This is a genomic window from Enterobacter cloacae complex sp. 394F7, assembly GCF_057320385.1.
Genome location: NZ_JBXWCS010000004.1, coordinates 369846 through 391156 on the forward strand (window position 1 = coordinate 369846; position 21311 = coordinate 391156).

24 protein-coding genes are annotated in these 21311 nt (G+C 55.2%); 12 read left to right on the plus strand and 12 right to left on the minus strand.

Annotation, left to right across the window (positions count from 1 at the left end):
- Positions 1-28: 28 nt before the first annotated feature.
- The 3 genes from AC2FAK_RS08760 to AC2FAK_RS08770 all read right to left on the minus strand — a co-directional run bounded on the left by AC2FAK_RS08760 (position 29) and on the right by AC2FAK_RS08770 (position 1655).
- Positions 29-622, minus strand: a complete 594-nt coding sequence (locus tag AC2FAK_RS08760; RefSeq protein ID WP_023620833.1) for a TetR/AcrR family transcriptional regulator — start codon at positions 620-622, stop codon at positions 29-31.
- Between the two features lie 63 nt (positions 623-685).
- Positions 686-1456: a hypothetical protein gene (locus tag AC2FAK_RS08765; protein WP_029883111.1), complete on the minus strand. Its 771-nt coding sequence runs from the start codon at positions 1454-1456 to the stop codon at positions 686-688.
- A 1-nt stretch (position 1457) separates the two neighbouring features.
- Positions 1458-1655: a hypothetical protein gene (locus AC2FAK_RS08770; RefSeq protein ID WP_013096722.1), complete on the minus strand. Its 198-nt coding sequence runs from the start codon at positions 1653-1655 to the stop codon at positions 1458-1460.
- 258 nt (positions 1656-1913) lie between these two features.
- Here AC2FAK_RS08770 and AC2FAK_RS08775 point away from each other — a divergent pair, with 258 nt between their 5' ends.
- From AC2FAK_RS08775 to AC2FAK_RS08810, 8 genes are read left to right on the plus strand one after another with little or no spacing between them, the layout of a single operon-like run.
- A complete protein-coding gene (locus AC2FAK_RS08775) occupies positions 1914-2348 on the plus strand; it encodes a nuclear transport factor 2 family protein (RefSeq protein WP_095454738.1) in 435 nt (144 codons plus the stop codon).
- On the plus strand, positions 2345-3064 hold the full coding sequence (locus AC2FAK_RS08780) for an SDR family NAD(P)-dependent oxidoreductase (protein WP_020688135.1): 720 nt from the start codon (positions 2345-2347) through the stop codon (positions 3062-3064). The genes AC2FAK_RS08775 and AC2FAK_RS08780 overlap by 4 nt, the downstream gene beginning before the upstream one ends.
- Entirely contained in the window at positions 3061-4323 is a 1263-nt protein-coding gene (locus tag AC2FAK_RS08785; RefSeq protein WP_095454737.1) for an NAD(P)/FAD-dependent oxidoreductase, read from the plus strand. Before AC2FAK_RS08780 ends, AC2FAK_RS08785 begins: the two co-directional genes overlap by 4 nt.
- Positions 4320-5042 (plus strand): DUF1365 domain-containing protein, encoded by a 723-nt coding sequence (locus AC2FAK_RS08790; protein ID WP_020688133.1) that lies wholly within the window; start codon positions 4320-4322, stop codon positions 5040-5042. The genes AC2FAK_RS08785 and AC2FAK_RS08790 overlap by 4 nt, the downstream gene beginning before the upstream one ends.
- The gene (locus AC2FAK_RS08795) at positions 5039-6259 is read left to right on the plus strand and encodes an SAM-dependent methyltransferase (RefSeq protein ID WP_095454736.1); all 1221 of its coding nucleotides are present in this window, start codon (positions 5039-5041) and stop codon (positions 6257-6259) included. The genes AC2FAK_RS08790 and AC2FAK_RS08795 overlap by 4 nt, the downstream gene beginning before the upstream one ends.
- Positions 6256-6741, plus strand: a complete 486-nt coding sequence (locus tag AC2FAK_RS08800; RefSeq protein ID WP_095454735.1) for a DUF2878 domain-containing protein — start codon at positions 6256-6258, stop codon at positions 6739-6741. The genes AC2FAK_RS08795 and AC2FAK_RS08800 overlap by 4 nt, the downstream gene beginning before the upstream one ends.
- Positions 6738-7262, plus strand: a complete 525-nt coding sequence (locus tag AC2FAK_RS08805) for a hypothetical protein (RefSeq protein WP_023621043.1) — start codon at positions 6738-6740, stop codon at positions 7260-7262. Before AC2FAK_RS08800 ends, AC2FAK_RS08805 begins: the two co-directional genes overlap by 4 nt.
- Positions 7259-7786 (plus strand): DUF3833 domain-containing protein, encoded by a 528-nt coding sequence (locus AC2FAK_RS08810; protein WP_320736884.1) that lies wholly within the window; start codon positions 7259-7261, stop codon positions 7784-7786. Before AC2FAK_RS08805 ends, AC2FAK_RS08810 begins: the two co-directional genes overlap by 4 nt.
- 2 nt (positions 7787-7788) lie before the next feature.
- On the opposite strand, the gene AC2FAK_RS08815 is transcribed toward AC2FAK_RS08810, so the two are convergent.
- Both AC2FAK_RS08815 and AC2FAK_RS08820 read right to left on the minus strand, forming a co-directional pair.
- Positions 7789-8247 carry a DMT family transporter gene (locus AC2FAK_RS08815; protein WP_062729568.1) on the minus strand — a complete coding sequence of 153 codons (459 nt, stop codon included), beginning with the start codon at positions 8245-8247 and terminating at the stop codon, positions 7789-7791.
- Positions 8248-8251: 4 nt separating this feature from the next.
- Complete coding sequence (locus tag AC2FAK_RS08820; RefSeq protein WP_013096712.1) at positions 8252-8686, minus strand: DMT family transporter; 435 nt, start codon at positions 8684-8686, stop codon at positions 8252-8254.
- Between the two features lie 95 nt (positions 8687-8781).
- Here AC2FAK_RS08820 and AC2FAK_RS08825 point away from each other — a divergent pair, with 95 nt between their 5' ends.
- Positions 8782-9723 (plus strand): LysR family transcriptional regulator, encoded by a 942-nt coding sequence (locus AC2FAK_RS08825; protein WP_095454734.1) that lies wholly within the window; start codon positions 8782-8784, stop codon positions 9721-9723.
- On the opposite strand, the gene AC2FAK_RS08830 is transcribed toward AC2FAK_RS08825, so the two are convergent.
- The 4 genes from AC2FAK_RS08830 to AC2FAK_RS08845 form a co-directional block, all read right to left on the minus strand.
- Positions 9724-10752 (minus strand): methionine synthase, encoded by a 1029-nt coding sequence (locus tag AC2FAK_RS08830; RefSeq protein WP_045295212.1) that lies wholly within the window; start codon positions 10750-10752, stop codon positions 9724-9726.
- A gap of 27 nt (positions 10753-10779) precedes the next feature.
- Positions 10780-11754, minus strand: coding sequence for a DUF1852 domain-containing protein (locus AC2FAK_RS08835; RefSeq protein ID WP_095454733.1), 975 nt, complete (start codon positions 11752-11754; stop codon positions 10780-10782).
- A gap of 145 nt (positions 11755-11899) precedes the next feature.
- Positions 11900-12391: an Hcp family type VI secretion system effector gene (locus tag AC2FAK_RS08840; protein ID WP_095454732.1), complete on the minus strand. Its 492-nt coding sequence runs from the start codon at positions 12389-12391 to the stop codon at positions 11900-11902.
- A gap of 253 nt (positions 12392-12644) precedes the next feature.
- Positions 12645-13166 (minus strand): DUF2778 domain-containing protein, encoded by a 522-nt coding sequence (locus tag AC2FAK_RS08845; RefSeq protein WP_095454731.1) that lies wholly within the window; start codon positions 13164-13166, stop codon positions 12645-12647.
- Positions 13167-13434: 268 nt separating this feature from the next.
- Here AC2FAK_RS08845 and AC2FAK_RS08850 point away from each other — a divergent pair, with 268 nt between their 5' ends.
- Positions 13435-13974 carry a DUF2058 domain-containing protein gene (locus tag AC2FAK_RS08850; RefSeq protein WP_013096708.1) on the plus strand — a complete coding sequence of 180 codons (540 nt, stop codon included), beginning with the start codon at positions 13435-13437 and terminating at the stop codon, positions 13972-13974.
- A gap of 6 nt (positions 13975-13980) precedes the next feature.
- On the opposite strand, the gene AC2FAK_RS08855 is transcribed toward AC2FAK_RS08850, so the two are convergent.
- Positions 13981-14667: an RluA family pseudouridine synthase gene (locus AC2FAK_RS08855; RefSeq protein WP_095454730.1), complete on the minus strand. Its 687-nt coding sequence runs from the start codon at positions 14665-14667 to the stop codon at positions 13981-13983.
- A gap of 90 nt (positions 14668-14757) precedes the next feature.
- Complete coding sequence (gene azoR, locus AC2FAK_RS08860) at positions 14758-15363, minus strand: FMN-dependent NADH-azoreductase (RefSeq protein ID WP_020688121.1); 606 nt, start codon at positions 15361-15363, stop codon at positions 14758-14760.
- Between the two features lie 204 nt (positions 15364-15567).
- On the opposite strand from azoR, the gene hrpA reads away from it, so the two are divergent.
- Together hrpA and AC2FAK_RS08870 are read left to right on the plus strand one after the other, a co-directional pair.
- Positions 15568-19470 (plus strand): ATP-dependent RNA helicase HrpA, encoded by a 3903-nt coding sequence (hrpA, locus tag AC2FAK_RS08865; protein ID WP_095454851.1) that lies wholly within the window; start codon positions 15568-15570, stop codon positions 19468-19470.
- A gap of 376 nt (positions 19471-19846) precedes the next feature.
- A complete protein-coding gene (locus tag AC2FAK_RS08870; RefSeq protein ID WP_286087638.1) occupies positions 19847-20527 on the plus strand; it encodes a DUF1120 domain-containing protein in 681 nt (226 codons plus the stop codon).
- Between the two features lie 86 nt (positions 20528-20613).
- Here the strand turns inward: AC2FAK_RS08870 and AC2FAK_RS08875 are convergent, their stop codons facing one another.
- Entirely contained in the window at positions 20614-21273 is a 660-nt protein-coding gene (locus AC2FAK_RS08875; RefSeq protein ID WP_095454729.1) for an O-methyltransferase, read from the minus strand.
- Positions 21274-21311: the final 38 nt, after the last annotated feature.

The window sequence follows — 21311 nt, forward strand, 5'->3', positions numbered from 1 at the left end:
TAACTTAACTGTCAATCTGGCAGGGCACTCATTTTGTGCTGTCCAGATAGGTATTGAGGACGCCGGTCATCGCGCCGCTGAGCATCTCTTCAGCAACGTTACGCGCGAGGATCCCATTTCCGGCAGCCGTACTGAGCGCATCCGCGGCCCCAATAATGGCCGTCAGGGCCGCTTCACCTGTTACCCCTTGCAGCACAATAAAAGGGGAAAGCGCCATCCGCAGGCAGTCTGCGCAGTCGGCCACGCAGGCCTCGCGGAAAATCTGCAGCGCCCGCGAGCCGGACAGAGCCGCCGCAATGGGGCCCGTTTCGGGGCCCGCAGAGATCGCGCAGTCGATATACGCGGCGCTGAAAAAACGGATCGTCTGTGCCAGCGTTTTATTGTCTCTGTTCAACGTCTCGCGAAATTTCTTGAGCTGCCTGTCGCTGAAGTCCTGGTAGAGTGCCATCAGCAGCCCTTCACGATCGCCAAAATGATCGTAAGGAATGGGTTTGGTGACGTTGGCGCGCTCGGCCAGGAAACCCAGCGTAAGGGCCTCAGTGCCTTGCTGGCGCACAATTCCGCGCGCGACTTCCAGCAGCTGTGCGCGGCGTTCTTCTTTTCTTAAGCGCTTAACAACCATCTTTTCCTCAAATCAGTTAACTACTAAAGGTAGTTTACACGTCTTACTGAATGGATGAGAAGCTCATTGCGCGGCTTTTTCCTGCTGAGCCATGTCGAGCACGCTGGCGCTTGCCGGGTCGAACAGCGCAAGGCTCTCAATCTGGTTGAGCATAATCACCTTTCTGAAATCCATCGCACTTCTGGGCTCAGAGTCGAGGGTGATGTCATGCCCGTCATACCATTTGCTGTAGTTATTTTCGATGCGAAAATTCATCGTCTGGCGATCGCGATAGCCACTCAGCATGGGAATAAGCACGATATTGGCCGTTTTCTCATATTCCAGCGTCGCCGTATGGATCATACCGACATAGATACGCCCCGACCGTAGCGTCACCTGCGCCAGCTCGCCTTGCTCCATGCACTGATAAAGCAGCTGTTCAATCCCGCTCGCCTGCGCCAGGCGCTTATAGAGCTTTTTCCTGCCTTCACCGTCCAGTCGGGCGCTGCCCGCCCAGTTTGAGCGATAAAGACAAAACAGGATGGCGAAGGCCAGCATCACCACTACGGGTGCCTGGATGCCCAGGAAACTCCAGTTCATAAAGTCCATCTGCCAGTCGGCATAACGCTCTGACGTAAAGTGGAAGGTGTTGTCAGCCGCGGAGAGGGCGAGCAGCAGCAGCCAGAGCAGCCCGGTGGCGATCACGCCTTGCAGAACGAAGATCGAGCCGTAAAGGGCAACCAGAAAATAGACATCCCAGCCGAAGGATCGCTTGATTTTGAAGCGGGTAGAGAGGTCGCGGCTGGTGTACCAGTACCCGCAGACCATCAGCACCATAAATATCGCCGTTCCCATATTACGCCCTCTTTAACGCATTGACGTGGCGCAGAAAATCCTGGCGTACCTCGTTGCTTTTATAGTTCACCGAGGCATTACCATCCTGGTCGATGATAATCCGGTCGCCATCCTCAACGGCTTCAATGATTTCCTGCTGACTCATCACCTGAAGTAACGATTCCGGGCTGGAGAAAAGGGAGAGAAAGAAACGTCTCATGGCATGTCATCCTTATGAATAAAAAGAATAAGCCTGGAAGAGAACGGGGGAATTTACCTTAGGGTTAACCTGAAAAAGTAGCCCGATGGCGGTCAGCCCTTATTGCGCCTCGAGTTCCGGCACGAAAGTAACTTACCCAACCAACTGATAATTAAAATAATAAAAATATATTTCTGCACAAACTTGGACAAATAACTAGAATTGTGTAAGTTTTAATTATGCGCTTACGCTACGTTGTTTACCGCCAGGATGTGACCCATGAACCTTTTGCCTGACGTCATCAGTCGGTTTGTTGATTACTACACCGCGCTGGATTCCCAGCCGCCCTCGGCGCTGGCGGGGCTTTACCATCCCGATGCCACGCTTATCGATCCGTTTGGTGAACATAACGGCCTGTTCGCCCTGCAGCGCTATTTCACCCATCTGCTGACGAATGTCGAACACTGTCGTTTCACGCTTGATTCCCCTTTGATCGGCGAGCATCGCTTTGTTGTCACCTGGGTCATGCACTGGTCGCACCCGCGCATTGCCGGTGGCGAGCCTCTGGAACTGCCTGGCTGCTCCGTGGTGGACGTGGAAAAGGATCGGATTATTCGCCAGCGGGACTACTACGATGCCGGAGAGATGATCTACGAACATCTGCCTTTGCTTGGCTGGGCGGTTCGCGGCGTGAAGCGGAGGGTAAAATCATGATGACGGTCCTGATCACCGGCGCCAGTTCAGGCATTGGGGCGGGGCTGGCGCAATCTTTTGCCCGTGACGGTCACCATGTCATCGCCTGCGGGCGGGATCCGGCGCGTCTGGAAGCCCTGCATCAGCACAGTTCAAACATTACGGTACGCCTGTTCGATATGACAGACAGGGACGCCTGTCGCCAGGCGCTGACGGGCTGCGCGGCCGACCTGACGATCCTCTGTGCCGGAACCTGCGAATATCTGGAACACGGCGTGGTGGACGCCGCGCTGGTAGAGCGGGTGATGACCACTAACTTTCAGGGGCCTGTCAATTGCCTTGCCGCGCTGCAGCCACAGCTTGTGGCCGGTAACCGCGTGGTGCTGGTGAGCTCTATGGCCCACTGGCTGACGTTTCCACGCGCTGAAGCGTACGGCGCATCCAAAGCCGCGCTCACCTGGTTTGCGCAGAGCCTGCGTCTCGACTGGGAGCCAAAAGGGATTGCGGTCACCGTGGTATCGCCCGGTTTTGTCGACACCCCGTTGACCCGCAAAAATGATTTCGCCATGCCGGGCAGGGTGAGCGTTGAAGAGGCGGTAAAAGCCATTCGCCGTGGCCTGGAAAAAGGGAAAAACCACATCGCGTTTCCGGCGGGATTTGGTCTGACGCTGCGGCTGCTTTCCGGGCTGCCAGCGTTCTTACAGCGCGCACTGCTGCGCAGGATGGTGCGCTCATGAAGATCGCCATTATCGGCAGCGGCATCGCCGGGCTGACCTGCGCCTGGCGCCTTGCCGGCCATCATGAGGTCACCCTGTTTGAAGCCGGTGCCACCCCCGGCGGCCATACCGCCACGGTTGACGTGCCGACGCCACAGGGTACCTACGCCATCGACACCGGTTTTATCGTCTACAACGACCGCACCTATCCGCGCTTTATGGGGCTGCTTAGCGAGCTGGGCATCAGCGGGCAAAAAACGCAGATGAGCTTCTCGGTACACAATCCGCAAAGTGGGCTGGAGTACAACGGCCACACCCTGACGACGCTCTTTGCACAACGTCGTAACCTGGTGAACCCGGCGTTCTGGCGTCTGCTTGGGGAGATTGTCCGTTTTAATCGCCTGGCGAAACAGGCTCTGAAAGAGGACGTGGAGCCCGGCGCGACGCTGCAAACGTTCCTGGAACAGCATCGCTTTACGCCGTTCTTTGCGCGTCATTATATTCTCCCGATGGGGGCGGCCATCTGGTCGTCGTCGCTACAGGAAATGAAACGTTTTCCGCTGCCGCTCTTTTTACGCTTCTTTGAGAATCACGGTCTGCTGGATATCACTCAGCGCCCGCAGTGGTACGTGGTGCCCGGCGGCTCACGGGAGTATATCCGCGCTATTCTGGCACAGCTGGGTGACCGGCTCACGCTGCACCTCAACGCGCCGGTGCAGCGGGTAAGCCGTGATGCACAGGGGGGCACCCTCCATCTTGAAGAATCGAGCCACCGTTTTGATCAGGTGATTTTTGCCTGTCACTCAGCCCAGGCGCTGGCCATCCTCGACGCACCTTCCGCCGCTGAGCAGGAGGTGCTGGGCGATATTGGCTGGCAGCGTAATGAGGTGGTACTGCACAGCGATCCGCGCTGGCTGCCGGTGCGTCAGCGCGCCTGGGCCAGCTGGAACTACCGCCTGAGCGACCAGGATCAGGCCAGCGCCTGCGTAACGTACAACATGAATATCTTGCAGGGGCTGCCCGCCGGTAGCCCGCTGTTCTGCGTCACCTTAAACCCGGAAACGCCAGTGGACGAACGCTTCGTGCTGCGGCGCTTTGTGTATGAACATCCACTGTTTAACCCGCAAAGCTGGCAGGCACAGGCGCGCCGCAGCGAAATCAACGGTCACCAGCGGAGCTGGTTCTGCGGCGCGTACTGGTACAACGGCTTTCATGAAGATGGCGTGCGCAGCGCGCTGGACGTCGTCAATGCGATAACAGCCGGGGAGGGAAAACGATGAACAGTTGCCTCTATCACGGCGTATTACGCCACCGCCGTCTCCAGCCGAAAACGCATGAGTTCAGCTATGGCGTCTTCATGGCCTGGCTCGATCTCGACGAGCTGGAGAAGTTGCCCACCGTTGGCGTGCGGCGCAACCGGTTTGCCGCCGCATCGTTCCATGATGCGGATTATCCGCTGGGTTCGCCGCTTAAAGAGAACGTGCTGAATCGGCTGGAAAGCCTGACCGGCGAACGTCCTGAGGGGCGGGTGATGCTCCTGACGCAACTGCGCTACTTCGGCTTTCATTTTAATCCCGTCAATTTTTACTACTGCTATGACCCGGCAGAGACGCTGCGCTGGGTGCTGGCCGAAGTGCGCAATACGCCCTGGAACGAACGACATTATTACGCCGTCAATGGTCAGCACGCCCAGCCCACGGAGAAAGCCTTTCACGTTTCTCCGTTTAACCCCATGGACATGATTTACCACTGGCGCTTCAACAACCCGGATAACACGCTGCATATGCACATTGAAAATCATCAGGCGTCAAAGGTATTTGATGCCACGCTGGCGCTTCGCCGCGCGCCGCTGACCCGCCCGGCACTGCGTGGACTGCTGCTGCGTATTCCGCTGATGACGCTCAAAACCGTTTTCGCGATTTACTGGCAGGCGCTGCGGCTGTGGCTTAAGCGCGTGCCTCTGTATAACCATCCAGTCAGCAGGAGTGAACGCTCATGACCGATCCTGTCTTTGCGCTTGAACCCGATATCCCGCGCAACGTTCGCGTCGCGCGCTGGCTGCTCTTTCGCGTGCTGAGCGGCCTTCGTGGCGGCTCGCTCACGCTGCGTGAAGGGGCGCAGACCTTTCATTTCGGTGAGCTGTCTGCCGCGCTGCATGCCGACGTGCAGATCCTCAGCCCGGGCGTCTACTGGCGCGTCCTGACCGGGGGCAGCCTGGCTGCGGCGGAAGCCTGGATGGACGGCGAATGGGAAACCACGCAGCTCACGCCGCTTCTGCAACTGCTTGCGCTAAACAGCCAGGTACTGGGACGGCTCGAAAACGGGTTCCGCCTGCTTGGCAGACCGCTGGAGCGGCTTCGCCACTGGACGCGGCGCAACTCCCGGGCGCAGGCGCGGGAAAACATTGCGGCACATTACGATCTGGGTAACGCGTTTTATGCCCATTTTCTGGACAAGGAGTTGCTCTATTCCAGCGCGCTGTTTAGCGGGGAGGAGCAGGATCTTGGCGACGCGCAGCGGGCGAAAATGGCGCGTCTGTGCGAACAGCTGGCGCTGAACCCCAGCGATCATCTGCTGGAGATTGGCACCGGCTGGGGGGCGATGGCGGAATACGCGGCCCGTCACTACGGCTGCCGGGTGACCACTACCACGCTGTCGCAGGAGCAGTATCGCTGGGCGACAGAGCGGATTGCCCGGGCCGGTCTGCAGGACCGCGTTGAGGTGTTGCTCTGCGACTATCGCGATTTAACCGGCGAGTACGACAAGCTGGTGTCGATTGAGATGATTGAAGCCGTCGGGCAACGCTATCTGCCAACGTTCTTCCGCACCTGTCAGGCGCGTCTGCGTCCGGGTGGGCGCATGGCGATTCAGGCCATCACCATTCAGGATCAGCGGTATCGCGATTACAGCAAAAGCGTGGATTTTATTCAGCGGTATATCTTCCCCGGCGGCTTTTTGCCGAGCATAACGGCGATGAACGCGCTGATGACGCGCCACACCGATTTTGTGGTGCGCAACCTGTTTGATATGGGGCCGGACTACGCGTGCACGCTGGCGCACTGGCGTCAGCGTTTTCTCCATGCCTGGCAGGAGATTGAAAAACTGGGATTTGATGAGCGGTTTCGCAGGATGTGGCTCTATTACTTTGGCTACTGCGAAGCCGGGTTTAACGCCCGCACCATCAGCGTGGTGCAACTGACCGCCGAGCGCGTATGAAACGTTACGTGCAGGTTTTCGCCATGGCTATCGCGTTCGATCTCTACTGGACGCTGGTGGTGCTGTTTCGCGAGCGTGGCCTGATTATCTGGTGTGCGCTGGCGATCTTCGCCTGCCTGATGTTGCCGCCTGCACACCGCGTTTATGCCATTCTGCTGGCACTCGCGGGCACTCTGCTGGATGCACTCTGGGCGCTGACGGGGCTGATCGCCTTCACCGGTGAATCGCTGATGCCCGTGTGGATGGTGGCGCTGTGGCTGATGTTTGCCACCGTCTGGACGCAGCTCACCCGCACCACAACGTTACCCGGCTGGATGCTGATGCTGCTGGCTTCCGTGGGCGGTCCGGTGGCGTATCTTATCGGTGAGCGGCTCGGTGCCATCGCCTTTCTGGAGCCAACCTTTATTGTCGTCAGCTGGATGGTGCCGGGCTGGCTGGTGCTGATGCTGTTTTACCACCTGCTGACAGGGAGGCAACAATGAGAGCCGCACTCCTGTTCCTCTGGCTCATCACCCTGACGCCTTTCGCCCAGGCAGCCGACTGGCTTGGCTGGCGTAAGGTGGGGGATGCCACGCTGACCTGGGGGCCTTTCACCGTTTATACCTCCCAGTTGCGCACCCCTGAAGGGCGCTACACCGGCAAGATGCAGGATCAGGCGCTCATTATCACCTACGCGCGTGACATCGACAGTGAAGACCTGGTCGAGGCAACCCGCGACCAGTGGCGAGCACAGGGGGTTTTGCAGCAGGAACCGCAGAGCGAAGCCTGGCTGCGGATGCTTGCCTCGCTGTGGCCGGATGTCGGGCCGGGAGCGCAGCTGGCGTTCGTGCTTAACGATAAGCAGGGACAGTTCTGGTACCGCGCGCCTGCCGCATCGGGCACTTTCAGACCCCTGGGGCCGCCTCAGTCGCAAGCGTTCAGCACCCGTTTTCTGGGGATCTGGCTTGATCCCCGCACGCAATACCCTGAGCTGCGTCAGCAGTTAATCGGAGGACAACAATGAAACGTTTTTTGATCATGGCGCTGGGTGTGACGATGTTGCTGGCAGGCTGCAGCACGGACGTGACGGAGTACCGCCAGCAGCAGCCGCGGCTTGATATATTCCACTATTTCCAGGGAAAAACGGAAGCGTGGGGGATGGTGCAGGATCGCAGCGGGAAGCAGATCCGCCGCTTCCACGTGGAGATTGCCGGGGACGTGATTGGCGACACGCTGACGCTGAATGAACATTTTGTCTACGACGATGGTGAAAAACAGCAGCGGGTATGGCATATCCGCCGCGTGGCGACCGATCGTTATGAGGGCACGGCGGGCGATATTGACGGCGTGGCGACGGGGCAGGCAGCGGGCAATGCCTTCAACTGGCGGTACAGCATGAACGTGAAGGCCAACGGCAGCACCTGGCTGCTGCACTTCGACGACTGGATGTACCTGCAGGATGGTACACACTTGTTTAATAAAACCGAGATGAAGAAATTTGGCGTCACCGTCGCCACGGTGACGCTGCTCTTTACCCGCAAGGCGTAACGTTACTCGTGGGGAGGGGCGTTTTTACTGCCTGAGTAAATGAAAAACAGCGCAATACCCAGGCAGAGGACAGCGGCCAGTCGGCTCATCGAAAACGGAATGGCCGCATTGCCCAGCCAGCCAAAGTTATCAATCAGCATACTCATGGTGAGCTGACCAAAAATCACCGCGACCGTGGCGACGGCGGTGCCGATGCGCTGCACCGCCACGACCATGATCACAATGTACGGCACGCCAAACATCGCCCCGAGAAGCTGCCATTTCGGCACGTCCAGCAGGGTGACTGTCTGTTTTGGTTCAAAGAAAAAAATCAGCAAGGCGGTGACCAGCGCGCCAACGGAGAACGTCAGGAACGCGCTTTTGAATACGCCCACGCGGCTGCCAAGTTGCCCGTTGATCGCCGCCTGAACGCTTAGCGTCGCGCCGCCGCACACGGCCAGAATAATCATCATCAATGTCATCGTGTTACCCCTGTGCGACAAGAATCAGTGCCGCAATAATAAAACCCAGCGCGACGATCCGTTTCGCGTTGATCTTCCTGTGCGGTGTGCCCAGCAGACCGTAATGGTCGATCAGCAGGCTTTTAAAAACCTGCCCCGCCAGAATGCCAATCATCGTCAGGGCGATGCCGATGGCCGGGGTGGCGAGGGTCAGGATCACCACGTAAACCGGGCCAAGTACCCCGCCGAGCAACTGCCAGCCAGGCTGGGCAAAAAACGACGGGCTGTTGCGCGGGCTGAAGAACAGCATCAGCAGAAACGTCAGCGCGGCGCCGACGCCAAAAATGCTGAACGTGGCCCATAAATCACCGACTTTTCCACCCAGCGGCCCCAGCAGGCCAGCCTCTACGGAAAGCCCCATCCCCCCGGCAATCACCAGTAAAATCAAAACAAGCTGCATTGTTATTCCTCCGTTTGCAGGCGGAGAAGATTACGTCGGTCTGGTCATGAGAAAAATGCCATAATGCAGGAAACACCTTTGCAGGATATGCACGAATGTACGACGCCGGGAGCATGAACCTCCGTTCGCTGAAGATTTTTATCGCGGTTTTTGAAGCCGAAAATTTTTCCGTGGTCGCGCGCCGCGAGGGCCTTTCCGCCTCGCAGGTTTCGCGCATTATCCACCAGCTTGAGGACGCACTCGGCCAGCAGCTTTTTTACCGCAATACCCGGGCGGTGATCCCCACAGAAAGTGGTCATCTGTTTATCCGCTATGCCAGGGAGATGATGACGAGTTTTGAGGAGGCTCGTCGGGAGCTGGATGCACGTTCAACGGAGCCTTCCGGCACGATCCGCATTAATGCACCGGTCTTTTTCGGCCAGCGGCACATTGCGCCAGGGCTGCCTGGTCTGACGGCGCGCTATCCGCGGCTGAATATCGAGCTGACGCTGACCGATGATTTTATCGACCCGCACAAGAATGCCGCCGACGTGATCTTTCGCATCGGCGTGCTGACGGACTCCACCTTTCACGCGCGTATATTTGGTCAGCAGCGCTACCATCTGGCCGCTTCGCCGGACTATCTGCGACAGCACGGCGCACCGCAAGGGCCGGACGATCTGGCTCATCATCAATGCCTGGTCTACCGGGGTTCGTCGGGTCCTAACCGCTGGCTGTTGCGCGGTGCGGGGGAGGCGTGGGTGCACTATCCGGTGGTGCCATTAATGACGTCAAATAATGCGGAATCGCTGCTTTCTGCCGCGCTGGGCGGGATGGGGATTGTGCTGTTTCCGGACTGGCTGATTGGCGACCGCGTGCAGCAGGGCGAACTGGTCGCACTCCTGCCAGGGCTGGAGTGCGCCATTCATACGGAGCCCCTGAATATTGCGGCGATCTACCCGAACGCGCGGCATCCGCCCCTTAACGTCAGGGCGGTGATTGATCATTACGTCGGGTGTTTCGGTACGCCGCTCTACTGGCAAACGCAGGGTAGCTGATTACGCGCCAAGTTCGTTGCGGATGATCGCGGCTCCGGCGCTCAGCGCCTTCAGCTTACCGTTGGCAACCTGACGGGAAAGCGGCGCCATACCGCAGTTGGTTGACGGGTAAAGCTTGTCGGCATCGACAAACTGCAGCGCTTTACGCAGGGTGTCAGCCACTTCTTCCGCGGTTTCAATGGTGTTGGTTGCCACGTCGATGGCGCCTACCATCACTTTTTTGCCGCGGATCAGCTCCAGCAGATCCATCGGCACGCGGGAGTTGTGACACTCCAGCGAGATGATGTCGATATTCGATGTCTGAAGCTTAGGAAACGCCTCTTCATACTGACGCCATTCTGAGCCAAGGGTCTTTTTCCAGTCGGTATTGGCCTTGATGCCGTATCCGTAGCAGATGTGCACCGCTGTTTCGCATTTCAGCCCTTCAATGGCACGCTCCAGCGCCGCAATCCCCCAGTCGTTGACCTCATCAAAAAAGACGTTAAATGCCGGCTCATCAAACTGAATGATATCGACACCTGCGGCCTCTAACTCTCTTGCCTCCTGATTGAGGATTTTAGCGAACTCCCAGGCCAGCTTTTCGCGGCTTTTATAGTGCGCGTCGTAAAGAGTGTCGATCATGGTCATCGGCCCCGGCAGGGCCCACTTGATTGGCTTATCCGTGAGCTGGCGTAAGTATTTTGCGTCGTCCACGAACACCGGTTTTTGACGCGCCACGGCGCTGACCACCGTCGGCACGCTCGCGTCGTAGCGGTTACGAATGCGCACGGTCTGACGGTTTTCAAAATCCACGCCGCTGAGGTGTTCAATAAAGGTGGTCACAAAGTGCTGGCGCGTCTGTTCGCCATCGCTGACGATATCAATCCCCGCACGGATCTGCTCATCAAGCGATAAGCGCAGCGCATCCTGTTTGCCCGCCAGTAACTCCTGATCCTGTAATTTCCACGGTGACCACAGCGTTTCAGGTTGTGCAAGCCAGGTTGGCTTAGGCAGGCTGCCAGCGGTTGACGTCGGGAGCAATGTTTTCATATGTATAACCCTTTTAAATTCGATTAATTAACGCGCGTAGTTATCAGACCACTGCTCGAGTACGTGTTTGTAAGGTTTGATAAATTGTTCTTCCGTGAATTTACCCTGCTCAATGGCCAGCTGGCTGCGTTCGACACGGTCGTAAACAATTTTGGTTAATGAGTGATCCTGCTGATTCAGATCGGGGCGATAGCAGTGTCCTGCTGCCGAGTTAGCGTTATAAATTTCCGGGCGATAGATCTTCTGGAACGTCTCCATCGTGCTGATGGTGGCGATCAGTTCAAGATTGGTGTAATCACTGAGCAAATCGCCGGTGAAGAAGAAGGCAAACGGCGCCACGCTGTTTTCAGGCATGAAATAGCGTACCTTCAGGCCCATTTTCGCGAAGTACTGCTCCGTCAATGACTCGCCATCCGGCGTGTACTCAATGCCCAGCACCGGGTGCTGGTTACCCGTGCGACGATAAGTGTCTTTGCTGGACACGCTCAGGCAAATCACCGGTGCTTTTTTGAAATTCTCACGGTATTCCGGCGAATTAACAAAATGGCGGAAGATATTGCCGTGCAAGACACCAAACTTCTCCGGAATGGTGAAATGGGGCTGGTTTTTATTATGCTCCAGCAGCAGGACGCTGAAATCGTAATCGCGTACGTAAGAGGAGAAGTTATTGCCGACAATACCGTCGATGCGTTCGTTGGTTTTTTTATCGACAATTGTGGTTTGCAATATTTCAATGGCCGGGAAGGTTTTCTCCGCACCAATATTCAGATCCACAGAGACAATCTCAAGCTCGACCGCGTAACGATCGGCATTGGGGTTATCCCAGCACGCCAGGGCGTTAAAGCGGTTATTGATCATCACCAGGGTATTACGCAGGTTCTCCTGACGCTTTTCCCCGCGGGCGAGGTTGGCAAAGTTGGTGGTCGTACGCGTATTCTCTGACGGGTTATAATTTTCATCGAAGCAACTGCGCTTAAGGGTAAATGTAAAAGCTTTACTCATCTTGGTTATGCATCCTAAGTTCATGTTGCCAGGAAGTTATCAATGCATAATTTATGCCTGACGCGGTGGCGCAGGGGAAGTGACTTAATTTCACAGCAACATGAGCGAACTTCATGAAGGCTCAAGGGGCATGCGCCCCTTGATGTCAGGCTGAAGGGCGTTCGTTCCAGGCGTCGCTGTGCATGATGTTCCCATCGACGATACGCCAGGTAATTTTTTCATACTGCAGGCTTACGCTTTCAACATGGTTCATTTTATCGTTGGCCGCGATTTTCACGTTCGGCACGCTGCAGTTAACACCGGTGACCTTTACCTTCTCCATTAATACGGTGTAATAACAGACCTCCTGTCCAGCATCATTAATATGATAGAACTTAATTTCAGCACTTTTTAGCGCTTGCCCGGTAGAAGCTGCTTTATAGAGATAGGGCGTGGAGCTATCAACTTCCTTTTCAATCCGCATGGATGAATGTTGACGCGTGCCGGTGATCTTACCGTTAGCACTATCTACCGGGAGATTTAGACCATGACTTAGCCCTATGATCTCAATGCTACCTTCACGGTCCTGAACGTCTACGGATCCTTTAATATGTGCTCCGCCATCGTCTTTTAGCCACATATAGGGGGGAATTGGCATTCTTTATTTCCTTATTCTATTGATTAGCAGCATTGTTAATCGGTAAATAACCGTAGTAAGGGTAAATACAGTTAAAATATCGATATACGTATATGTGTCATATAGTGTTTCAGCATTAACATCACCATAAATAAAATCACATACGGAAGAAGCCACGTCATGATTAAGATAGAATTCAGCAGGCTCCAGCGTGCGACCTACCATCAGGCTAATGAGTAGAAACCCGATCGTTTTGAATAGCCTGATGCTCCATTTACGGGCAGGTGTTGGTATAGCCACTATTAATCACCTCAACCCAGCCGCGTGCCATAAGTGAACGCATACAGGGAACCTGAATAAGTTCGGTACTCATCAGAGCGTTACGGATCAATGCGTAATCAGAATTATGGGCAATCGTGATACATCCTTCTGATTGCGTACCCGGATGCAGACGAAATAATCCACGATATATGTTATCAATCCAGGTTCCATCGTCGATACCCCAGTCATCCTTGTACAGAGCAAACCACTCATCACGGCCAAACTCTGCACCGGATCGGACTTTGTTCCACTGGTCCTGCAACTTAGCTTTTAACCCTGATATGAAGCCTCCGGTTCCTCTGTCAACTATCCAGTATTTTCCCGGAGGAATAGGTCCCGAGCCTTTAACAGCGCCACATAGTCCATTGTTTCGATAGATTCCCTGCCCGGAATGCGCCATAAACACGCCTACACCGTGCAGGTTAAAAGGCGCATAGTCAGCACCGTTAAGCAGCATTGTTCCTTTTAAGGCCATATTTTCTCCGTACCCTTATAATAAGAGAAAGGCAGCCTACGCCTGTAGAGGGTACAGATACTGAACTCACATCATATTTATGAGTTGCTCATTTTTTTTAAGAAAATGACCTGACAATTTTTAATCACTCGTTAGGCGTCAACGTTAATAAATGCTGAATGAATAATGAACCAGCCTCAGGCAACTAAACGCCATGCCTACTTCTCTAACACACGCTCCGCAATTCCCGCTATAATCCCCAAAATTTCCAACCGGTTTAAACACACTCATGACAAAACTCACCTTACAAGAGCAGATGCTGAAAGCGGGCTTAGTCTCCAGCAAGAAAATGGCCAAAGTTCAGCGCACGGCCAAGAAATCCCGCGTGCAGGCGCGTGAGGCCAGAGAGGCGGTAGAAGAGAACAAAAAAGCGCAGCTTGAGCGTGACAAACAGTTGAGCGAGCAGCAAAAACAGGCCGTGCTCGCCAAAGAGTTTAAGGCGCAGGTGAAGCAGTTGATTGAGATGAACCGCATCACGGTGGCAAAAGGCAACATCACCTTTAACTTCACCGACGGCAATCTGATCAAAAAAATTGAGGTGGATAAGGCAACCCAGACCCAGTTGATTAACGGTCGTCTGGCCATCGCACGTCTGGTGATTAACGCTAACGGCGACTGCGAATATGCCATTATCCCGGCGGTGGTGGCGGATAAAATTGCCCAGCGCGATGCCGACAGTATTGTGTTAAACAGCGCCCTGAGTCAGGAAGAGCAGGATGAAGACGATCCGTATGCCGATTTCAAAATCCCTGACGATTTGATGTGGTAATACGGCTCAGAACGGTGCGGCGTGACGGGCGTTAACCGGCTCGCCGCTCACCGGATGAATAAAATTCAACTGACTGGCATGCAGCATCAGCCTCGGCGTTGTTCCGCTGCCAGGCCACGTCCGTCCTCCATATAAATCGCAGCCTAAAATCGGGTGGCCCAGCAGCTGACAGTGAATGCGCAACTGGTGGGTTCGCCCGGTTTCTGGCGTCAGTTCTACCCGCGTGAGCGGCATCGCCGCGTTTTGATGCAGGCGTTCCACCACCCGATAGCGGGAACGGGCGGGTTTGCCGTTAACGGCACAGATCGACATCAGCGGAAACAGCGCCGGATCTTTGGCAATCGGCGCATCAATCACCCCTTCATCGTTTTCCAGGTGGCCGCAAAGCAGGGCACTGTAGACTTTTTCCACGCTGCGCTGGCTAAACTGCTGGCACAGCGCGGCGTTGATCGCCTTATTACGTGCAATCACCATCAGGCCGGACGTGCCAAAATCCAGGCGATGCACCAGCGTGCAGCCAGGGAAGCTTTGAACCAGACGATAGTGCACCGAATCGAGATTTTGCGGATTCTTGCCCGAGAGGCTAAGCAGACCGGAAGGTTTATTGATCAGCAGCAGATGTTCATCCTGCCAGAGGATCGCAATGTCGTCATGACACGGTGGGGCAATAAAAGAATCAATAATCGCAGACATCAGGCCGCCCGGCTGGAGAGTGGGAGCGGATGATAACGAAATGCGGGAGAAAAGAAAAACCCTCTCACCGGGCGGTGAGAGGGGGAAATCTTAGGCAGCCACCAGGCTGTCGATCGCGGCTTTCGCGTCGGTCTGTGCTTTGGTCGCCACTTCAGGACCGTAAGCGATACCTTCTGCAAACACGAAGTTCACGTCGGTGATCCCGATGAAGCCCAGGAACAGGCTCATGTACGGCGCAACCAGGTCGGTTGGGGTATCTTTATGAATACCGCCACGGCTGGTCAGCACGATGGCACGCTTGCCTTTCACCAGACCTTCCGGGCCATTTTCGGTGTAACGGAAGGTAACGCCAGCGCGAGCCACCAGGTCGAAGTAGTTCTTCAGCTGGGTTGGGATGTTGAAGTTGTACATTGGGGCGTTGATCACGATAACGTCGTGCGCCTGCAGTTCAGCAATCAGCTCATCAGAGAGCGCCAGGGCTTCCTGCTGGCGTGGGCTCAGCGGTGCATCGCCTGGACGCAGCGCGCCAACCAGCTCGCCATCCAGCACAGGAATTGGGTTTGCAGCCAGGTCACGCACGGTGATTTGGTCTGCGGAATGGTGTTCACGCCACTGTTCAACGAAGTAATCAGACAGCTGACCAGACTGAGAGTACCCTGCCAGAATACTGGATTTCAAAACTAATACTTTGCTCATGGGTGATTCCTGTTTTGCATTTGATTGAAGGGGGTTGCCCCGTTGCTTGTTGACACTTTATTCACAATCCTGCCACAGAGATAGCGCAATATATCGAAGCCTATGTTCGAATTTTTTGAATAAGGCGTGGAAAGCGCTGATGTGGTACTCTATAGCAATCATTACAAAGAGATTTTATCCGGCAGTGCACTGCCCGTTAATGCTATGACAGAACAACAAAAACTGACCTTCCCGATGCTCCTGCAACAGCTTGATTCACTGATGCTGCGCGATAAACAGCGCTTTGCTCGCCGCTTGCACGGGGTGAAGAAGGTTAAAAATCCTGATGCACAACAGGCCATTTTCCAGGAGATGGCGAAAGAGATTGAACAGGCGGCAGGGAAAGTTGTGCTGCGCGAAGCGACTCGTCCGGCAATTACCTATCCGGAAAATCTGCCCGTCAGTCAGAAGAAGCAGGAGATCCTCAACGCCGTGCGCGACCACCAGGTGGTGATCGTGGCGGGGGAGACCGGCTCGGGGAAAACCACACAGTTGCCGAAAATCTGTATGGAGCTCGGCCGCGGGGTGAAGGGCCTGATTGGTCATACCCAGCCGCGTCGTCTGGCGGCGCGTACCGTGGCGAACCGTATTGCCGAGGAGCTGCAAACGGAGCCGGGCGGCTGCATCGGTTATAAGGTGCGTTTCAGCGACCATGTGAGCGATAACACCATGGTCAAGCTGATGACCGACGGTATCCTGCTGGCGGAAATTCAGCAGGATCGTCTGCTGATGCAGTACGACACTATCATTATTGATGAGGCGCACGAGCGCAGTCTGAACATCGACTTCCTGCTCGGCTACCTTAAAGAGCTACTGCCGCGTCGCCCGGATCTGAAAATTATCATCACCTCCGCGACCATCGACCCGGAGCGTTTCTCAAAACATTTCAATAACGCACCGATTATTGAAGTCTCCGGCCGTACCTATCCGGTAGAAGTGCGCTATCGCCCGATCGTGGAGGAGGCGGAGGATACCGAGCGCGACCAGTTGCAGGCAATTTTCGACGCCGTTGACGAACTGGGCAATGAGAGCGCGGGCGACATTCTGATCTTTATGAGCGGCGAGCGTGAGATCCGCGATACCGCCGACGCGCTCAGCAAGCGCGATCTGCGCCACACGGAAATTTTGCCGCTTTACGCTCGTCTCTCCAACAGTGAACAGAACCGCGTGTTCCAGCCACACAGCGGGCGCCGCATCGTGCTGGCAACCAACGTGGCGGAAACCTCGCTGACCGTGCCGGGCATCAAGTATGTGATTGATCCGGGTACGGCGCGTATCAGCCGCTACAGCTACCGCACCAAGGTACAGCGTCTGCCGATTGAGCCGGTTTCACAGGCGTCGGCCAACCAGCGTAAAGGGCGCTGTGGACGTGTGTCGGAGGGGATCTGTATTCGTCTCTATTCAGAAGACGATTTCCTCTCCCGCCCGGAGTTTACCGACCCGGAGATCCTGCGCACCAACCTGGCTTCCGTCATCCTGCAGATGACCGCGCTGGGGCTGGGCGATATCGCCGCTTTCCCGTTTGTCGAAGCGCCGGACAAACGCAATATTCAGGACGGCGTACGCCTGCTGGAAGAGCTGGGGGCGATCACCACCGACGAGCAGGCCACCGCGTATAAACTGACGCCGCTGGGACGGCAGCTCAGCCAGTTGCCGGTGGACCCGCGTCTGGCGCGCATGGTGCTGGAAGCGCAAAAACACGGCTGTGTGCGCGAGGCGATGATCATCACCTCGGCGCTCTCCATTCAGGATCCGCGTGAACGCCCAATGGACAAACAGCAGGCGTCGGATGAAAAACACCGTCGCTTCCACGACAAAGAGTCGGATTTCCTTGCCTTCGTGAACCTGTGGAACTACCTCGGCGAGCAGCAGAAAGCGCTGTCATCTAACCAGTTCCGCCGTCAGTGCCGCGTGGATTTCCTCAACTACCTGCGCGTGCGCGAGTGGCAGGATATTTACACCCAACTGCGCCAGGTGGTGAAAGAGCTCGGTATTCCGGTGAACAGTGAACCGGCGGAGTACCGAGAGATTCACATCGCATTGCTGACCGGACTGCTGTCCCATATCGGCATGAAGGACGCCGAAAAGCAGGAGTATACCGGCGCGCGCAACGCCCGTTTCTCCATCTTCCCCGGCTCCGGGTTGTTCAAGAAACCACCCAAGTGGACCATGGTTGCTGAACTGGTGGAAACCAGCCGTCTGTGGGGGCGTATTGCCGCGCGTATCGATCCGGAATGGGTGGAGCCGGTGGCGCAACACCTGCTGAAACGCTCATACAGTGAACCGCACTGGGAGCGCGCGCAGGGGGCGGTGATGGCAACCGAAAAAGTGACCGTCTACGGTCTGCCGGTGGTGGCCGCTCGTAAGGTCAACTACAGCCAGATTGACCCGGCGCTGTGCCGCGAGCTGTTTATCCGCCACGCGCTGGTGGAGGGCGACTGGCAGACGCGTCACGCCTTCTTCCGTGAAAACCTCAAGCTGCGTGCTGAAGTGGAAGAGCTGGAGCACAAATCCCGTCGTCGCGACATTCTGGTGGATGACGAGACGCTGTTCGAATTTTACGACCAGCGCATCAGCCACGATGTCATTTCCGCCCGTCACTTTGACAGCTGGTGGAAGAAGGCCAGCAAAGAGACGCCGGACCTGCTCAACTTTGAAAAGAGCATGCTGATTAAAGAAGGGGCGGAGTCGGTCAGTAAGCTCGACTACCCGAACTTCTGGCATCAGGGCAACCTTAAGCTGCGGCTGACCTATCAGTTTGAGCCGGGAACGGACGCGGATGGAGTCACCGTTCATATCCCGCTGCCACTGCTAAACCAGGTGGATGAGAGTGGATTTGAGTGGCAAATTCCCGGCCTGCGCCGCGAACTGGTGATTGCGCTGATCAAATCGCTGCCGAAACCGGTGCGGCGTAACTTTGTTCCGGCCCCTAACTACGCCGAAGCGTTTTTAGGCCGCGTCACGCCGCTGGAGATGCCGCTGCTGGATGCGCTGGAGCGTGAGTTCCGCCGCATGACCGGTACCACCATTGACCGCGAAGACTGGAACTGGGATCAGGTGCCCGATCACCTGAAAATCACCTTCCGCGTGGTGGACGATAAAAACAAGAAGCTGCAGGAGGGCCGTTCGCTCACCGCGCTGAAAGAGGCGCTGAAAGGCAAAGTGCAGGAGACCTTGTCCGCGGTGGCGGATGATGGGATTGAGCAGAGCGGGCTGCACATCTGGAGCTTTGGTCAGCTCCCCGAAAGCTACGAGCAAAAACGCGGCAACTACAAAGTGAAGGCCTGGCCTGCGCTGGTGGATGAGCGCGACAGCGTGGCGATCAAGCTGTTTGATAACCCGCAGGAACAGCAGCAGATGATGTGGCGCGGGCTGCGCCGCCTGTTGCTGCTCAACATCCCGTCGCCGATCAAGTATCTGCACGAGAAGCTGCCGAACAAAGCCAAGCTGGGGCTGTACTTTAACCCGTACGGCAAAGTGCTGGATCTGATTGACGACTGCATCTCCTGCGGCGTGGACAAGCTGATCCACGAGGCGGGCGGTCCGGTCTGGTCAGAAGAGGGCTTTGCTCAGCTTCATGAAAAGGTACGCGCGGAGCTGAACGACACCGTGGTCGATATTGCCAAACAGGTCGAGCAGATCCTCACCACCGTGTTCAATATCAACAAACGCCTGAAAGGGCGCGTGGATATGACCATGGCGCTGGGGCTTTCGGATGTCAAAGCGCAGATGGCGGGCCTGGTGTACCGAGGCTTTGTCACCGGCAATGGCTTCAACCGTCTCGGCGACACGCTGCGTTACCTGCAGGCGATTGAAAAACGGCTGGAGAAAATGGCCATCGATCCGCATCGTGACCGTGCCCAGATGCTGAAAGTGGAAAACGTGCAGCAGGCGTGGCAGCAGTGGCTGAACAAACTGCCACCGGCACGTCGTGATGATGAAGACGTTCAGGTGATCCGCTGGATGATCGAAGAGTTACGCGTCAGCTTCTTTGCCCAGCAGCTCGGTACGCCGTATCCGATTTCGGATAAACGTATTTTGCAGGCGATGGAGCAGATTTCAGCATAATGATAAAGTGTTTTCCCTCCCCCTGATTCTCTCCCCAGAGTGGGGGAGGGGAAGATTAAAAAATACTCATATATATATGCATGCGATTCCAATGTAAGGACTTCAACAACAACTTTATTTCTACTTAAGTGAAGAACAATAATGGCAATTGCTAATATATAATTCATTGAAAAAAGATTTTGCACAGAATATAACTTTCAGTAATAAATTTAGATGCTGAAAGCGATGTGCTATATGAACTATACTTCAAGTTAGTTTAAGTAAATTTAATTATGCTTGTTGTGGGTATGATATTATAATCTGCATTCATTGAGGGGATTATACTCAGAGAACGCGTTTTGCGCTTAATTATCATATTGACGAAAAGGACGAGTCAATGATCAAAAAAGTTATTCTAGCTACGGCTATATCTTTATGTATCTCATCTGCTTATGCAGGTGAAACCGCTGTTTTAAAGGTAACGGGCACGCTCACTAATTCCGCATGCACGCCAGAATTGAGCAACGGCGGAGTTGTTGATTATGGCACTATTCATCTTGGTGAATTGTCTCCTGACACGAATAACCAATTAGGGCAAAAGGAGATTAATTTTTCAATTAATTGCACTGCGGCCACAAAAGTAAGTTGGAGCGCAGCAGACGATCGTACTGATTCTCGCGCAAATATTACCGTTAAAAATGGGCGATATGGCGGTGCAGATGCTTCTGAAAGTTATTTCCTATATGGTGTTGGTAAAACAGGCACGGGTGTAAACATCGGTAACTACTCTTTATTTATCAAAGATTTTAAAGCTACAGTAGATGGTGAATCGAAAGATGTCATCATTCATAATACAGGCTGGAATACTTCTACATGGGCTAATGACGGAACTGCCGTCCGCAATGATACGATCACTAATGTCAGTGTCGCGGATCCAGGTACGCTAGAACCTGTTGCCTTCACCACAGCGGTATTCCCGTTAGTGACAGCATTAGCGATTAAAGATACGACATCTTTGGGTATTATCGATGATACGTCTCTCGATGGTCAGGCTACGATCACGCTAAAATATCTTTAATTTTTTGTAGTGGTATTCGCAATAAAAAAAGGGACTCATGGCGTCCCTTTTTTGTTGTCAACCCTGATGGATAGTCCATACAGGTCTCAGCCGTTTACCATCGCCAGCGTAAACCCATCCCACCCCTTAACCCCGACCGTTTGCAGCGCGGTGGTGGTTAAGCGCGGATTGTCCCCCATCATCTCGATAAACCGGCGAACACCCTGCACGCGCGAGTCGTCGCTTTGGCCGTTAATCACTTCGCCATCGCGCACCACGTTATCGCCGATAATCACCGTGCCGGGGCGGGAGTAGTGCAGCGCCCATTCGAGGTAGCCGGGATTGTTTGGCTTATCAGCATCAATAAAGATCAGGTCGAACGGCGGAACGTCGCCAAAATTTTCCAGAGAAGTCAGCGCCGGGCCTTCGATGAGTTCAATGCGTTGGTTGAGACCGGCAAGCTGAATATTCTGCCGCGCCACGCGAGCATGCGTGGAATCGGCCTCAAGCGTAATCAGCTTTCCGTCCGGCGGCAGGGCGCGCGCCATCCAGATTGAACTGTAAGCACCCAGCGTACCGATCTCCAGAACGCGCCGCGCCTGCGTCATGCGCACGAACAGCGCCAGCAACTGCCCCTGATTGGCCGCAACATCGTGTTCGGGAAGTCCGGCGCGCTGGTTGTTTTCCAGTACCCTGCTCAGTACGTCATCTTCAGGAATAAGCGACGAAATCATGAAATTATCAACTGCAGACCACTGTTGTTGCATAGATTGTCTCCTTGGGTTTTACTCCCTCTCCCTGTGGG

Coding starts and splice junctions, on each gene's coding strand:
- AC2FAK_RS08760 (WP_023620833.1), bottom strand. CDS start 622: ATGGTTGTTAAGCGCTTAAGAAAAGAAGAACGCCGCGCACAGCTGCTG.
- AC2FAK_RS08765 (WP_029883111.1), bottom strand. CDS start 1,456: ATGGGAACGGCGATATTTATGGTGCTGATGGTCTGCGGGTACTGGTAC.
- AC2FAK_RS08770 (WP_013096722.1), bottom strand. CDS start 1,655: ATGAGACGTTTCTTTCTCTCCCTTTTCTCCAGCCCGGAATCGTTACTT.
- AC2FAK_RS08775 (WP_095454738.1), top strand. CDS start 1,914: ATGAACCTTTTGCCTGACGTCATCAGTCGGTTTGTTGATTACTACACC.
- AC2FAK_RS08780 (WP_020688135.1), top strand. CDS start 2,345: ATGATGACGGTCCTGATCACCGGCGCCAGTTCAGGCATTGGGGCGGGG.
- AC2FAK_RS08785 (WP_095454737.1), top strand. CDS start 3,061: ATGAAGATCGCCATTATCGGCAGCGGCATCGCCGGGCTGACCTGCGCC.
- AC2FAK_RS08790 (WP_020688133.1), top strand. CDS start 4,320: ATGAACAGTTGCCTCTATCACGGCGTATTACGCCACCGCCGTCTCCAG.
- AC2FAK_RS08795 (WP_095454736.1), top strand. CDS start 5,039: ATGACCGATCCTGTCTTTGCGCTTGAACCCGATATCCCGCGCAACGTT.
- AC2FAK_RS08800 (WP_095454735.1), top strand. CDS start 6,256: ATGAAACGTTACGTGCAGGTTTTCGCCATGGCTATCGCGTTCGATCTC.
- AC2FAK_RS08805 (WP_023621043.1), top strand. CDS start 6,738: ATGAGAGCCGCACTCCTGTTCCTCTGGCTCATCACCCTGACGCCTTTC.
- AC2FAK_RS08810 (WP_320736884.1), top strand. CDS start 7,259: ATGAAACGTTTTTTGATCATGGCGCTGGGTGTGACGATGTTGCTGGCA.
- AC2FAK_RS08815 (WP_062729568.1), bottom strand. CDS start 8,247: ATGACATTGATGATGATTATTCTGGCCGTGTGCGGCGGCGCGACGCTA.
- AC2FAK_RS08820 (WP_013096712.1), bottom strand. CDS start 8,686: ATGCAGCTTGTTTTGATTTTACTGGTGATTGCCGGGGGGATGGGGCTT.
- AC2FAK_RS08825 (WP_095454734.1), top strand. CDS start 8,782: ATGTACGACGCCGGGAGCATGAACCTCCGTTCGCTGAAGATTTTTATC.
- AC2FAK_RS08830 (WP_045295212.1), bottom strand. CDS start 10,752: ATGAAAACATTGCTCCCGACGTCAACCGCTGGCAGCCTGCCTAAGCCA.
- AC2FAK_RS08835 (WP_095454733.1), bottom strand. CDS start 11,754: ATGAGTAAAGCTTTTACATTTACCCTTAAGCGCAGTTGCTTCGATGAA.
- AC2FAK_RS08840 (WP_095454732.1), bottom strand. CDS start 12,391: ATGCCAATTCCCCCCTATATGTGGCTAAAAGACGATGGCGGAGCACAT.
- AC2FAK_RS08845 (WP_095454731.1), bottom strand. CDS start 13,166: ATGGCCTTAAAAGGAACAATGCTGCTTAACGGTGCTGACTATGCGCCT.
- AC2FAK_RS08850 (WP_013096708.1), top strand. CDS start 13,435: ATGACAAAACTCACCTTACAAGAGCAGATGCTGAAAGCGGGCTTAGTC.
- AC2FAK_RS08855 (WP_095454730.1), bottom strand. CDS start 14,667: ATGTCTGCGATTATTGATTCTTTTATTGCCCCACCGTGTCATGACGAC.
- azoR (WP_020688121.1), bottom strand. CDS start 15,363: ATGAGCAAAGTATTAGTTTTGAAATCCAGTATTCTGGCAGGGTACTCT.
- hrpA (WP_095454851.1), top strand. CDS start 15,568: ATGACAGAACAACAAAAACTGACCTTCCCGATGCTCCTGCAACAGCTT.
- AC2FAK_RS08870 (WP_286087638.1), top strand. CDS start 19,847: ATGATCAAAAAAGTTATTCTAGCTACGGCTATATCTTTATGTATCTCA.
- AC2FAK_RS08875 (WP_095454729.1), bottom strand. CDS start 21,273: ATGCAACAACAGTGGTCTGCAGTTGATAATTTCATGATTTCGTCGCTT.